This is a genomic window from Oleiphilus sp. HI0123, from assembly GCF_001635315.1.
In genome coordinates, this window is sequence record NZ_LWGE01000200.1 from 1 (window position 1) to 14,112 (window position 14,112).

Consider the following 14,112-nt stretch of genomic DNA (forward strand, 5'->3'; position numbering starts at 1 on the left):
TTCAGACTAAAGAGGTTTTAGTATCAATCTATTATATTTTAGTTTTTTATATAACTAACATTTCTAGTTAGCCATAAGAGTGAGAGTAGTCTGTGAGCGAAACAATGATTCAACTTCTGTCGGGTGTGGGTCTGTTCTTTTTAGGCATTGTCGTGGGAGCGGTCTTTCATCGATCTGTCCAAGGCGAAGCAAGTAAGAATAAACGTTTGGAACAAAAATTAGCCGAGCTACAGGCTCGTCATGAAAAGTACCAGGCTGAGGTCAGTGAACACTTTATGGATACCGCGCAAGCTGTACACACCCTCAATAAAAGCTACCGAGAGGTGCATGAGCAGCTCGCTAAAGGCGCAAGCCGCTTGTGCAATGAAGAGCAAGCTGAAGATTTTCTAGCAATCGGCCAATCTAACGCAAGTACTGATAGTGCTGCACAGAAACCCCGCGCTGAAGTTTACACACCACCTATGGACTATGCTCCAAAGAATAGCGACGCCGACACAGGCACACTGTCAGAAACTTATGGCATTACTAAAAAAGAAGTTAGCTCGGAGCAAGAAGAAGAGCTGCTTGTTAAAGAGCCACCAAGAATCTAGGCCATTAAACTGGATTATCGATATCGATAAACTCAAACTCGATATCAAACTTTTCCTGTAAATGTTGCCCAAGTGCTTGAATCCCCCCTTTCTCGGTCGCATGATGGCCTGCGGCGAAATAGGCGACCCCGGTTTCTCTTGCGACGTGAACGGTTGGCTCGGATATCTCACCACTTAGGTAAGCATCAAGGTTCTGACTCACTGCAAGGTCAATCATCCCCTGGGCTGCACCAGTACAAAACCCAATATTCTGTATTAACCGGTTAGGCTCACCAACAAACTCGCATTGGCGACCTAGCTTGTTAGTCACATGCTCGGAAAACTGCTCAACTGTGACCGCCTTATCTAAGCGACCAACCTGCCCCACAGAACGCGGGTTTCCGAGTTCCAGTGGCCCCGTTATATCGATACCAAGACGCAGCGCGAGCTGAGCGTTATTTCCACACTCTGCATGAATATCGACAGGTAGGTGGTAAGCTAAGAGACTAATGTCGTTGACAAGTAACTGCTTAATTCTCTTTTTCTTAATACCCGTAATAGGCTGAGCTTCACCTTTCCAAAAGTAACCATGATGAACCAAAATAGCACAAGCATTCTGCTCTACTGCCGCATCTATTAATGCTTGGGAGGCGGTTACTCCACCAACGATTCGCTTAACAGAAGCTCGACCTTCTACCTGGATACCGTTCGGGCAATAGTCCTTAATCTTATCAACCGATAAATATTGCTGAAGATAGGTACTCAATTCTTGTAAGTTAACCGACATGATTACGGACCTAAGCTACTTGATGCGATATTCAGCGGAACGAGCGTGGGCTGTCAATCCTTCACCACGAGCAAGTACCGATGCCACCTTCCCTAACTCACTTGCACCCTCTGCTGAGAAGTGCAAAATCGAAGAGCGTTTCTGGAAATCGTACACACCTAGAGGCGAAGAAAAGCGTGCAGTTCCAGAAGTTGGTAATACATGGTTAGGTCCAGCACAATAGTCACCAAGCGCTTCGGCGGTATAGCGGCCCATAAAGATTGCGCCTGCATGGCGAATCTCTGTCAACAAGGCATCGGGATCTTCTACTGATAACTCCAGGTGTTCAGGTGCTATCAGGTTGCTAACATGAGCCGCTTGGCTCAGAGAGTCGACCTTAATGAATGCTGCCCTGGATACCAGCGATGCTGTGATTATTTCCTCACGCTCCATCGTTGGCAACAATTTGCTAATACTGGCTTCAACCTGATCTAAAAACTGCTCGTCTTGTGATATCAAAATAGGCTGAGCGTTTTCATCATGCTCTGCCTGTGAAAACAGGTCCATTGCAATCCAGTCTGGGTCAGTTTTCCCATCGCAAATCACAAGAATCTCTGAAGGACCGGCAATCATATCAATACCAACGGTACCAAATACTTCTCGCTTGGCGGTCGCCACAAAAATATTTCCTGGCCCAACAATTTTGTCGACTGCTGGAACAGTCGCTGTACCGTAAGCTAAGGCTGCAACCGCTTGAGCACCCCCAATAGTGAAGACACGGTCGACGCCGGAAAGCGCCGCAGCTGCCAATACAAGCTCGTTAACTTCACCCTTAGGTGTTGGCACCACCATGATGACCTCAGGCACACCTGCTACCTTTGCAGGAATAGCATTCATCAAAACAGACGAAGGATAAGCCGCTTTACCACCTGGCACATACAAACCTGCCTTATCAAGTGGTACTACTCGCTGGCCAAGGCGCGTGCCATCCACTTCAGTAAAGTCCCAAGAACCCTGATTCTGTTTTTCGTGATAGCCTTTTACCCGCTGTGCAGAGATCTCCAAAGCCTGCTTTTGATCGGTAGGTAGGCTTTGAAGCGCTTCCATTAAGCGTGCCTTTGGAATCTCTAGCTCAGAGGCACTTCCAACACTCAAACCATCAAACTTAGAAGTGTATTTAACCAAGGCATCGTCGCCAGTAGATTTAACGTCATCCAGAATCGTTTTGACCGTCGCATGAACGTCATGATCAAGCTGATCATCCCATGCAACCAATTGCTTTACAGCAGCTTCAAAATTATCATCAGTACTGGATAAACGTTTAATATCTACCATTGAGATTTTCCTGTGTTAATAGTCATAACTCACCGAAGGTCAGCTTTGATAGCTTTATTTAACGGCTTTCTTCATTTTTTCAATAATTGGTTGAATTTGTGCGTGCTTCATTTTCATTGACGCACGATTCACAACAAGACGAGTTGTAATATCAGGGTGAATCATTTCCCTTGGCTCCAAGCCATTTGCTTTTAGGGTATTTCCGGTATCGACGATATCGACAATTTCATCAGCTAAATCTAATAGGGGCGCCAACTCCATCGCCCCATACAGCTTGATGATGTCAGTCTGAATACCTTGCTGCGAATAGAATGCTTTAGCCAGGTTTACAAACTTAGTGGCAACACGAATTCTTCCCTTAGGGCTAACACTACCTTTTTTCGCAGCAGTCATTAACTTGCATTTGGCAATACCTAAATCTAATGGCTCGTATAGGCCATCCGCGCCATGTTCCATTAGGACATCTTTTCCGGTAACACCGATATCTGCGCCGCCGAATTGAACATATGAAGGCACATCGGTGGCCCGGAGAATAATCATTTTCACATTCTCTACAGTGGTATCAAAAATCAGCTTTCGACTACTGGTGACATCTTCTAGCGGCTCGATTCCAGCCTCTTTAATCAGCGGAAGCGTCTCTTTCAAGATNCGCCCTTTTGACAAAGCAATTATTAGATTCTCTGACATAATTTTTTACTCTTAAACTTCACCGTCTAACTAGGCAGGCGCTTTATTTTTGCACCCAGTAGCTGCAGTTTTTCTTCAATGCATTCGTAACCACGATCAACATGGTAAATACGATCAACAAGCGTATCACCTTTCGCAACAAGCCCCGCAATTACCAATGAAGCAGAGGCACGAAGGTCAGTTGCCATAATAGGCGCAGCATGTAATTGCTCAACCCCGGTAATGATCGCAGTGTTGCCTTCGAGCTTAACGTCAGCCCCCATGCGCATTAACTCGTGAATATGCATAAAACGGTTTTCAAATACTGTTTCTGTAATTGAACCTGTGCCTTCTGCTACGCAATTCATCGATGCAAACTGTGCCTGCATATCAGTTGGAAACCCGGGATAAGGTGCAGTTTTCACTGATACAGCTTTAGGGCGCTTACCCTTCATATCCAGCTCAATCCAGTCTTTCCCTGTGGTAATGTGTGCCCCGGCTTCCTTAAGCTTGACCAGAACTGCTTCCAACAAATCAGCACGTGTGTCTTTAAGCTTTACGCGGCCACAGGTCGCAGCGGCAGCACAAAGGTAAGTACCTGTTTCAATACGATCTGGCAGCACGTCATAATGACAACCTTTTAAGGATGCAACGCCATTAATTTCAATCGTTGCGGTACCGTGACCTTTAACATCAGCTCCCATCGCATTCAGACACTCACCCAAGTCAACGACTTCAGGTTCTCGTGCAGCGTTATTCAGGATGGTTTTACCCTCAGCCAAAGCGGCAGCCATCATCAGGTTTTCAGTACCCGTTACAGTTACCGTATCAAGAAAGATGTTTGCACCTTTAAGCCGACCATTGCTAGAAGCTCTAATATAGCCATCTTCGACCTGTATATCGGCCCCCATTGCTTCGAGACCGCGCAGGTGCAAGTCCACTGGTCGACTTCCTATCGCACAACCTCCAGGCAAAGATACTTCCGCCCGACCGAAATGAGCAAGCAAAGGACCAAGTACCAAAATAGACGCTCGCATGGTTTTAACCAGCTCATAAGGAGCAGTTAGTTCTTTAATAGTTGACGCATTTATCTCGACACTCATTTTTTCGTCGATCATCAACTCAACCCCCATGCGTCCCATCAACTCAATCATCGTCGTGACGTCGTGTAAATGAGGAAGATTGCCAACAGTAACGGGTTCATCAGCCAACAAAGCTGCAGCCAGAATGGGCAAAGCTGCATTCTTAGCGCCAGAGATACGAATATCACCGTCAAGCTTTACACCACCACCAATTAATAACTTATCCACGATAAGCATCCTTCTATGTATTTGTTAAATTTGTCTACTGAGATATGCCTAAACAAAAGACTAAGCTTTTTCAGCCCACTCTTGGGGAGTATAGGTTTTGATGATGACCGCGTGTATCGTCCCATCAATTATATATTTATTAAGGCATGCGTAGATTAGCTGCTGTTTTTTTACGGGGCTTAGGCCAGCGAAGACCTCGCCTATCGCTGTAACCTGGTAGTGATAACCGTCAGACTCTACCCTTACTTCGACATCGTCCATTTGATCAAGAATTAGCTTTTCAACTTCTGATGCTTGCATACTCGCCCACTACCCAGTTAATTAATGATTGAAAAATAATAATATCGCTACACATGACAAAAAGGCATGCGTAAAAAGGCGGTATCATACAGGAATCGCAGAAGGGACTAAAGCCGCTTTATTACAAAGCATGCAAGAATAACGAGCAATATAGCCTTAATAAAAGACCAAGCTCTAGACACTAATTAGAGAGCAAAAGGCTAAGCAGATCCACCAGAGAGCTATTCAGCGCCCGCCAAGATCGATTCAACACCACCAACGCGCGCCATATTAAACAAATATTCAGGAAGATTGACATAAGATAATACGCAAGAGTGCTTGTTAGCGGCACGTAAACCACTCAGCAGAATGGCCACGACAATACTACTGACACTCTCTACGCCAGATACATCAATTTTAACAGACTTGTGTTCCGAGGAAGACTCCTGAACAAAGCTCAGAAGCAATGATTTTGCCTCACGAGCCTCACGCTCTGATAACGAACCAGCAAGTGATGCTTCAAGCATATCGCCCTGACTACCTTCCTTGCGTGAAATAGATATCACCTTAGGCACCCTCGGCTACAGAAGCCGTTTCTGGCTTAGTAATGATAATATCAGTACCGTCAGGTTTCTTAATATCTAGGTCGACACTCCACCCATCAATAACTAAGTCGAGGTCGCCTTTGCTTTTCCTATATTGAAGAGCAAAACGATCCCTGAAGGCCAAACCAACGTTGACACCGAAAACAATTACGTTTTCCATCAGCCACTGATTTTCTTTATTTAAATACATCGAATAAGCAACCGGCAGCACAGTGCCATTATCTGTTATCACTTGCATATCAACCACAGCTTTCTTATCACTACGGCTATTAAGCTTGGCTTTTGTTACTTTGATATCAAAGACACCACTTTCCACCAATGTTTTGGTATAGGTCGTATACAAACTATCTTTAAAAACCGAAACAAATCGATTTTTTTGTTCCTTAGAAGCCCTGCGGCCATACTTTCCCATGACACGTGCAGCGATACGACGAAAGTCCACTATTTTATTTAGTGCACCATCCATACTCGCTAAAAAGCGCTCTGGATCAGTTTCGTAGTATTCCCTTTCTACCTTAAATAATTCCAACACTTCAGTAACATTTTTCTCAACAGTCAGCCTGATTTCTTCAGACTCCAGACCCTGACTTGCGGTCGTGGTCGCTGCGTAAGATACTTGAGCTGCTGCAATACCAAGCGCCAAAACCAGCCAAAGAGTAACCAACTTAAATGCTTTATTCATAACGTTAAATTCTTATCAAATAGAAGTGAACCAGGATAGGAGCTACCCAAAACTAGTCATTACACCATTAATTAGAGATCTATCTGGCCCGAGGCGAACGCACCAATAATTTTCTCTAAATTCATCGCAGACTGCGTATCAAAAATGGTATCGCCGTCTTTCAATAGCTCTTCTTCCCCACCAACACTGAGATCAACATACTTCTCTCCCAGTAAACCGGCCGTCTGAATCGATGCGACACTATCTGCTGACAGCTGATCAACAGATGAATATATTTCCATCTCTACCAGCGCTGTGTAAGACTGCTCATCAAGACTGATCCCGCTAACCTTTCCAACCGTTACACCAGATAATGACACCCGTCCTCTAACAGCGAGACCGCCTAGGTCGTCAAATTGGGCATATATTTTGTAGGTATCACGCGCCGAATCGCTTGTTAAACCACTCACTTGTATTGCCAAAAACGCCAAGGCAGCGAATCCGGCTATCATAAATACCCCTACAGCCGCTTCTATTGTTCTCTCATACATATGACGTCATTTTCCCTAAAAAGTTTAGTTTATTTTAAATAATTGTTTAGAAAGAGCTAAACATTACCGCTGTTAGTAGGAAGTCCAAGCCAAGCACCGCTAGCGATGAATATACGACGGTTTTAGTGGTAGCTATACTAATCCCTTCTGATGTCGGAATACTATCGTATCCTTGGAACACTGCTATCCATGTACAGACCAATCCAAACACAACACTCTTGATAATGCCATTTACAATATCTTCACGAAACTCTACCGAGCCCTGCATATTAGCCCAAAACGACCCCTCGTAAACGCCCAACCAGTCTACGCCAACGAGCAAACCGCCAAAAACACCAACCATACTAAAGATTGCAGCCAGAAGCGGCATCGAGATAAAACCAGCCCACAAGCGCGGTGCAATAACGCACTTTAAGGGGTCAACACCCATCATTTCCATACTACTGAGCTGCTCGGTAGCCTTCATCAGGCCAATTTCTGCCGTTAAAGCTGAACCTGCGCGGCCAGCGAACAGTAACGCTGTCACCACCGGCCCCAGCTCTCTAACCAGTGTTAAGGCAACCATCTGCCCAACAGCTTGTTCTGAGCCATAATCGACAAGAATGCTGTAGCCCTGTAAAGCAAGCACCATACCGATAAACAAGCCGGATACAATAATAATAACAAGCGACAACACTCCGACGTGATATAACTGTTTGACCAGAAGGCGAAAGCCTTTGAGGTTTGGCGTTAAACCGAAAATAGCACGGAGCAAGAAAATCCCCGAACGCCCCATCGCCGCCCAAAAATCTATTCCCTTACGTCCATATTGAACAAAAAAATCAATCACTAAGCTAATCTCACACTTGAAGGAACTATGGGCTACCCTAACAATTCGCTACGAAAATCTGTAGCCGGGTAATGAAAAGGAACAGGGCCATCAGGCAAACCGTTAAGAAACTGCTTTACCAGCGGAGAGCCTGAGGTTTTTAGCTCCTCTGGAGAACCTTCACCAATGACAACACCGTCAGCCAAGATTACAGCATGATCACAGATGCTTAGGGACTCTGTAATATCATGCGAAACCAGCACGCTCGTTAAGCCTAATGCATCATTAAGCAAGCGAATCAATTGAACCAGCACTCCCATCGCAATAGGGTCCTGACCTGCAAAAGGTTCATCATACAAAATTAATTCGGGGTCCAAAGCAATGGTTCTTGCCAGAGCTACTCGACGCGTCATGCCGCCCGACAATTCGGAAGGCATCATTTCACGCGTACCACGTAAGCCTACTGCATGAAGCTTCATCAAGACGATATCTCGAATGATATCCTCAGGCAGGTTAGTGTGCTCACGTAGCGGGAATGCAACATTTTCATAAACGCTCAGGTCAGAAAAAAGCGCCCCACTTTGAAAGAGCATCCCCATTTTCTGCCGAGCCTCAAACAAATCTTTCCGCTTGAGTTTGCTAACATCGACTCCGTCAACCAGTATCTCACCGCTTGCAGGCCGTAACTGACCGCCAATCAATCTCAGCAGAGTAGTCTTTCCGGTTCCACTAGGCCCCATTATTGCGGTAACTTTTCCACGAGGGATATGCAAGGTCGCACCATTGAAAATACTTCGATGCCCTCTGACAAAATGGAGATTATTAATTGTTATATATGAATCCAAGATAGATTATCCCTAAACCTAGTAAATTCGCCACCGACTGACGCATTGCTTGGCTATTTAAACAAAGCTGCCTCATAGAGCCAAGGAAATTTAGCAATTTATTTGTACTTAATTCTCATCTTCATCAAATTGCTTTGCAATTACAAATTGGACATAATCACTTGCTTGCAATACCTGGCGATATCTTCACTAATAGGTATACTAAGGCCCTTCATTACACCCCTAGAAAAAACATTGATTAGATACTAACCTATGCTTCTATTTTCTTTAGCAATTATCCTCGGGCTTATTGTTCTTATTTGGAGTGCTGACCGATTCGTCAGTGGCGCCGTCGCTACAGCGCTCAACCTTGGCATGACACCGATGATGATCGGCTTAACAGTTGTTGCCTTCGGCACCTCAGCTCCCGAATTAATTGTTTCAGGTACTGCAGCACTAGACAATGCAAGTCACCTTGCGGTAGGAAATGCGATCGGTTCGAATATCGCAAACATTGCCCTAGTACTTGGCGCAACAGCACTGGTCTCGGCCATCCCCCTTAAAAAGGCAATTCTGAAGGTTGAGTTCCCGGTACTCATGGTCGCGACTTTCTTGGCCACCCTATTACTCAGTGACGGCATGCTGGATGCACTCGACGGTGTTGCACTATCTATAATTTTGTTTATTTCACTCATTGCTCTCGCCAAACTTCAAAACGCACCCGCGGGAGAAATCGATGAAATAGAAGACAGCAGATCCATCTCTGCAAAAAAAGCCTACATTCTTCTAGCTATAAGTATTGCTCTATTGCTCGCCAGTTCAAAGCTTTTGGTTTGGGGGGCAGTTGGCATCGCTACCGAGCTCGGCGTGAGCAAAATCATCATCGGCTTAACGATTGTTGCCATTGGAACCAGCCTACCCGAACTTGCAGCCTCCATTGCAAGCGCCCTTAAAGGCCATCACGACCTTGCCTTGGGAAACATTATCGGCTCAAACTTGTTTAATCTATTAGCAGTGCTAGCAATTCCTGCATTTCTTCACCCAATCTCACAGGGTGGCATCCCGATTAGTGAAGAGACACTATTCCGAGACTACGCTCTCATGTTTGCCCTGACCTTCGGGCTCGCTGCCATGGTTTATATCAAGCACGCAACCAAGAAGAACAGCCTTGGACCGGTAGCCGGCACGCTATTACTTGCTATCTATGGTGGCTACCTTTATGTATTGTACGAACAAACTGTACTTGCCTAGTTACAACACCTTCAACTTCACAACTAAGACTTTAGGGCCACCAACATGACTTTTAACGCACTTCCAAAAAACATTGCAGATAAAGCAGCCAGTATTAAACTCGTCGCACTCGATGTTGACGGCGTCATGACTAGCGGCAGTGTTTATTTCTCTGCACAAGGAGACGAACTAAAAGCCTTTAATATTCTTGATGGCCAAGGAATTAAAGCACTAATGAAGCATGATATCGAAGTCGCTATTATCACAGGTCGAACCTCAGCACTAACGGCGAGGCGCGCAAAAGACCTTGGCATTAAAAACATCCTTCAAGGAAGAGAAGACAAAAAAATTGCCCTAGGTGAAATTAGCGAAGAACTCGGTATTTCCTTTGACCAAATATGTTACGTGGGCGATGACTTACCTGACTTATCTGCAATCACCAGCGTGCAGCTAGGCATCACAGTTCCCAATGCGCATAGCCTTATTAAAAAGCATGCAGCACATTGCACTCAAACCCCTGGCGGCCAAGGTGCTGTCCGTGAAGTTTCTGACCTTATCCTGGAAGCTAAAGGACTTCTGGAAGCGTACCACCAGAGCTATTTATCTTAGACTCAAAACAGGCTATTTATGCTTAACCCGAGCCATTACAGACCTTTAATCATTGCCCTAGCCTGCCTTGCACTGGGTCTACTTTTATTTTCTGAAGAAAAGATAAAAGATACCCAAAAAAGCGCATCAGAAGCAGGTACAGACAGGCCCGCTGCATTCGTCGAAGGCGCAAGATTTACGCTATATGATGACAAAGGCTTCTCAACCAACTTACAAAGTAAAAGCGCATTATTTTACGCACAATCTGACCAAATCGATATCGAGCACATTGAGGCGACACTCTCAAATGAACAGGGAGAAATAATTCAACTTAGTGCCAACAATGGTGAAATCCAGCCAGACAGCGATACACTAATGCTTTCCGGAAATGTCATCATCGAGCAGATTATCCCCAGCGATAAAACATGGAGCATTGAAAGCGATCAAATATCGATAGACCGAAAACAGGCCTTTATCTCATCAAACCAAGCCGTTACCATTAGGAAAGATCAAAGCGTCATTCAAGCAACCGGCTTAAACGGCTGGCTTAATGAAAAACGCATTGAACTCCTTAGCAATGTCAGAGGACAGTATGCCTTCAATAAATAGCTTGCTCCGTGCCACCCTGTTAACCCTTTTGCCTGCTTTTTGTTTTGCAATCGACCCGAGCAGTAAACTTCCAATATCCATAGAGTCAGACCAGGCTAGCCTTGACGACCAGAATGGCACGTCAACCTATACCGGCAATGTCATAATCTCCCAAGGTTTATCTCGCCTAGAAGCAGATAATATTTCTGTAAAGGCGACAAATCGCAGCATTACAACCATCCAGGCCTCTGGCCAGCCAGCACACTTTGTACAACAAGTAAGCGCCGATAGCCCGAACACTCATGGCTATGGCAGCTCTATTACTTATATTGCAAAAGACAACTTGTTACGTTTTTCCGGCCAAGCTAAGTTAGTACAACAAGACAACTCCTTTTCAGGTGAAGAAATAGAGTACGACATTGTACGAAGAGCTATACGCGCCAAGGGAGATCAGACCCAAGGGTCTCGAGTTAAAATTCATTACTACCCTAATGCCGAGACCGCATCGGAAAATACTGAAGTGCCACTAATAAAAGGTTCTCCAGAAAACGAAAACAAACTGCCACTCGAACCTGCTCCAAATGCCGAGTCCGGTGCCGAGCAAAAGCAATAGACCTGAGCAACAATGAAAACTTTAAAAGCAGAAAACCTAGCCAAGGCCTATGATAAACGCCAAATAGTTAAAGATGTTTCCCTGACTATCAACAGCGGTGAAGTGATCGGGCTGCTCGGCCCTAACGGTGCTGGTAAGACCACTTGTTTCTATATGATTGTAGGCCTGGTTAAGCATGATAAAGGCAAGATATCAGTTAATGATACCGACCTATCATCCATGGCTATGCATGATAGGGCACGAAACGGTGTCGGCTACCTGCCCCAGGAAGCTTCAATATTTAGAAAGTTAAGTGTTCGAGACAATATCCTGGCGGTACTAGAGATTAGAAAAGATCTTTCTCGCAGCGAAAGGCGACAAAGAATGGAAGCCTTACTCGAAGAGTTTCACATCACTCACATCAAAGATAGTCTTGGCATGGCCTTGTCAGGCGGTGAACGTAGGCGAGTGGAAATAGCCAGAGCTTTAGCAATGGAGCCTGACTTCATTCTACTCGATGAGCCCTTCGCAGGTGTCGACCCAATATCGGTCAACGACATCAAGTCAATCGTCTCTCACCTTAAAAGTAAAAATATCGGCGTACTCATAACCGATCACAACGTTAGAGAAACGCTGGATATTTGTGAAAAAGCCTATATTGTTGGTGATGGCCATATCATTGCTTCAGGAAGTGCTGAAGACATTCTGAATAATGAAAAGGTCAAACAAGTCTACTTGGGCAATCAATTCAAATTATAAGCCAGTGGCTAGTTCATAGCATTCGATTCGAACAGCATATACAAACAATTAAGCATGACTTTCAGCTTAGAAATGAGTAGCATGCAATTTTCACGTCAACAAGACGATAACTTGATCTAAAACAATTATTTGTAGGCTGGTAACGTAAATATACTTTTATTTGTTTCACACTTTGCTATCTTCGCACTACACTTGTGTAAATGAAGTAAATATAAATACGTTTATTCACAGCGACCATTTCCGCAAAATATAATAAGCGACAATACATGATTCAAAATTTAAGTCTTAAGTTGGTGACATCCTCATGAACATGAAGGTTTCTCTCCAATTAAAGCTCGGTCAACAACTGACAATGACACCTCAATTGCAGCAAGCAATCCGCTTGCTACAATTGTCGACTCTTGACCTTCAAAACGAAATACAAGAAGCATTGGAATCTAATCCTATGCTCGAACTCCAGGACGATAACAACGAGCCTGGAAATACAAGTGATAAACAAGAAAATCAGAATGAAAGTCATCAAAATGATGGCAACGAGTACGCCTCTCAGGACAACCAACAAAGCAGTAGTACAGACACCAGTTCGAGCGAAGCACCTGCTAGCAATGAAGCCGACACGCCTAGTGAAGAGTGGTCAGATACTATACCGGAAGATCTGCCTGTTGATACGGCTTGGGATGACATATATACAAACAATGCGCCCAGTGGTCCCGCTCCCGAAGATGACAACAATGCCTTCGAACAAAGAAACGCTGCTACCGAGTCTCTTGCAGATCATCTAGATTGGCAACTTAACCTTACCCCCATGTCTGATCGCGACCGATACATTGCGATGTCATTAATCGACGCAACTGATACAGACGGCTACCTAACGAATACCGTTGAAGAGATACACGAGGGGCTGCACAACTCAGATGACGAAGACCCGGTTGAATTAGATGAAGTTGAAGCCGTCTTAAAACGCGTGCAGCACTTTGATCCACCTGGGGTATTTGCCAAAGACCTGCCCGACTGTTTGCTGCTACAGTTACGCCAGCTACCAAAAGATACGCCCTGGCTACCACAAGCAAAGCTTGTAATCAGCCACTACCTGAACTTATTAGGATCAAGAGACTACGCTCAACTAATGCGACGCAGCCGCCTTAAAGAGCATGAACTGAAAGAGGTTATCTCTCTAATTCAGTCTTTGAACCCTAAACCAGGTGAATCCATTGCTTCTTCCGAGCCTGAGTACATTGTGCCAGATGTCGTCGTAAAGAAAGAAAAAGGACGCTGGAAAGTTGAGCTCAACCCAGAGATTGCGCCAAAAATAAGGGTCAATGCAAATTATGCTTCGTTTATAAAGAGAGCTGACTCCAGTAACGACAACACCTTTATGAAGGATCAACTTCAAGAAGCAAAGTGGTTTATTAAAAGCCTACAAAGTCGTAACGAGACGCTTCTAAAAGTGGCAAGTAAGATAGTAGCTCACCAACAAGGCTTCCTTGACTATGGTGATGAAGCGATGAAGCCGCTGATTTTACATGATATTGCTGAAGCGGTAGAAATGCATGAGTCCACCATATCTCGTGTGACAACACAAAAGTACATGCATACGCCACGAGGCATATTTGAACTCAAATACTTTTTCTCAAGCCACGTCAGCACAACTACTGGCGGAGAGTGCTCGTCAACAGCGATTCGCGCAATTATTAAGAAGTTAATATCAGCAGAAAACCCTAAAAAACCTCTTAGCGATAGCAAGATTGCCGACTTGTTGAAAGAGCAAGGAATTAACGTCGCCCGCCGCACTATCGCAAAATACCGCGAAGCGATGTCGATCCCCCCATCGAACGAAAGAAAAAGATTGGTTTAATACAATATTTGATAACTTGCTGCCTGCAGCAAGTTGATTTGATAAGCGAAAAGTGAGTCAATATTCAACTCTCGCTAAAAATAACGATGATAGGAGAATACTATGCAATTAAATATCACTGGCCAT

General features: G+C 44.7%; 17 protein-coding genes. 7 read left to right on the plus strand and 10 right to left on the minus strand.

Features of this window, described 5'->3' with window-relative positions; all coding sequences use genetic code 11:
• The first annotated feature begins 92 nt into the window (after positions 1-92).
• Positions 93-590 (plus strand): YhcB family protein, encoded by a 498-nt coding sequence (locus tag A3761_RS01820; protein ID WP_068642351.1) that lies wholly within the window; start codon positions 93-95, stop codon positions 588-590.
• A 4-nt stretch (positions 591-594) separates the two neighbouring features.
• On the opposite strand, the gene A3761_RS01825 is transcribed toward A3761_RS01820, so the two are convergent.
• The 10 genes from A3761_RS01825 to A3761_RS01870 all read right to left on the minus strand — a co-directional run bounded on the left by A3761_RS01825 (position 595) and on the right by A3761_RS01870 (position 8,398).
• Entirely contained in the window at positions 595-1,356 is a 762-nt protein-coding gene (locus tag A3761_RS01825; protein ID WP_068511135.1) for a Nif3-like dinuclear metal center hexameric protein, read from the minus strand.
• Positions 1,357-1,371: 15 nt separating this feature from the next.
• Positions 1,372-2,676 (minus strand): histidinol dehydrogenase, encoded by a 1,305-nt coding sequence (gene hisD / locus A3761_RS01830; RefSeq protein WP_369808150.1) that lies wholly within the window; start codon positions 2,674-2,676, stop codon positions 1,372-1,374.
• Positions 2,677-2,724: 48 nt separating this feature from the next.
• Positions 2,725-3,357 carry an ATP phosphoribosyltransferase gene (gene hisG / locus A3761_RS01835; protein ID WP_068511138.1) on the minus strand — a complete coding sequence of 211 codons (633 nt, stop codon included), beginning with the start codon at positions 3,355-3,357 and terminating at the stop codon, positions 2,725-2,727.
• 26 nt (positions 3,358-3,383) lie between these two features.
• Positions 3,384-4,646 (minus strand): UDP-N-acetylglucosamine 1-carboxyvinyltransferase, encoded by a 1,263-nt coding sequence (murA, locus tag A3761_RS01840; protein WP_068553165.1) that lies wholly within the window; start codon positions 4,644-4,646, stop codon positions 3,384-3,386.
• Positions 4,647-4,706: 60 nt separating this feature from the next.
• The gene (locus tag A3761_RS01845; protein WP_068511143.1) at positions 4,707-4,946 is read right to left on the minus strand and encodes a BolA family protein; all 240 of its coding nucleotides are present in this window, start codon (positions 4,944-4,946) and stop codon (positions 4,707-4,709) included.
• A gap of 221 nt (positions 4,947-5,167) precedes the next feature.
• Positions 5,168-5,491: a lipid asymmetry maintenance protein MlaB gene (locus tag A3761_RS01850; RefSeq protein WP_068511145.1), complete on the minus strand. Its 324-nt coding sequence runs from the start codon at positions 5,489-5,491 to the stop codon at positions 5,168-5,170.
• A 1-nt stretch (position 5,492) separates the two neighbouring features.
• A complete protein-coding gene (locus tag A3761_RS01855; RefSeq protein ID WP_068511147.1) occupies positions 5,493-6,212 on the minus strand; it encodes a phospholipid-binding protein MlaC in 720 nt (239 codons plus the stop codon).
• A gap of 71 nt (positions 6,213-6,283) precedes the next feature.
• Positions 6,284-6,742 (minus strand): outer membrane lipid asymmetry maintenance protein MlaD, encoded by a 459-nt coding sequence (mlaD, locus tag A3761_RS01860; RefSeq protein WP_068509377.1) that lies wholly within the window; start codon positions 6,740-6,742, stop codon positions 6,284-6,286.
• A gap of 46 nt (positions 6,743-6,788) precedes the next feature.
• Entirely contained in the window at positions 6,789-7,571 is a 783-nt protein-coding gene (gene mlaE / locus A3761_RS01865; RefSeq protein WP_068553984.1) for a lipid asymmetry maintenance ABC transporter permease subunit MlaE, read from the minus strand.
• Positions 7,572-7,603: 32 nt separating this feature from the next.
• A complete protein-coding gene (locus A3761_RS01870; RefSeq protein ID WP_197469856.1) occupies positions 7,604-8,398 on the minus strand; it encodes an ABC transporter ATP-binding protein in 795 nt (264 codons plus the stop codon).
• A 249-nt stretch (positions 8,399-8,647) separates the two neighbouring features.
• Between A3761_RS01870 and A3761_RS01875 the strand changes: the two genes are divergently transcribed.
• From A3761_RS01875 to A3761_RS01900, 6 genes are all read left to right on the plus strand, one after another.
• On the plus strand, positions 8,648-9,625 hold the full coding sequence (locus A3761_RS01875) for a calcium/sodium antiporter (protein WP_068511153.1): 978 nt from the start codon (positions 8,648-8,650) through the stop codon (positions 9,623-9,625).
• A gap of 45 nt (positions 9,626-9,670) precedes the next feature.
• Complete coding sequence (locus tag A3761_RS01880; RefSeq protein ID WP_068511157.1) at positions 9,671-10,213, plus strand: HAD family hydrolase; 543 nt, start codon at positions 9,671-9,673, stop codon at positions 10,211-10,213.
• A gap of 18 nt (positions 10,214-10,231) precedes the next feature.
• Positions 10,232-10,801 (plus strand): LPS export ABC transporter periplasmic protein LptC, encoded by a 570-nt coding sequence (gene lptC / locus A3761_RS01885; protein ID WP_068553988.1) that lies wholly within the window; start codon positions 10,232-10,234, stop codon positions 10,799-10,801.
• Positions 10,785-11,393: a lipopolysaccharide transport periplasmic protein LptA gene (gene lptA / locus A3761_RS01890; protein WP_068511162.1), complete on the plus strand. Its 609-nt coding sequence runs from the start codon at positions 10,785-10,787 to the stop codon at positions 11,391-11,393. The genes lptC and lptA overlap by 17 nt, the downstream gene beginning before the upstream one ends.
• A 12-nt stretch (positions 11,394-11,405) precedes the next feature.
• Positions 11,406-12,131, plus strand: a complete 726-nt coding sequence (gene lptB / locus A3761_RS01895; RefSeq protein WP_068511164.1) for an LPS export ABC transporter ATP-binding protein — start codon at positions 11,406-11,408, stop codon at positions 12,129-12,131.
• A gap of 310 nt (positions 12,132-12,441) precedes the next feature.
• On the plus strand, positions 12,442-13,986 hold the full coding sequence (locus tag A3761_RS01900; RefSeq protein ID WP_068553996.1) for an RNA polymerase factor sigma-54: 1,545 nt from the start codon (positions 12,442-12,444) through the stop codon (positions 13,984-13,986).
• Positions 13,987-14,112 lie beyond the last annotated feature (126 nt).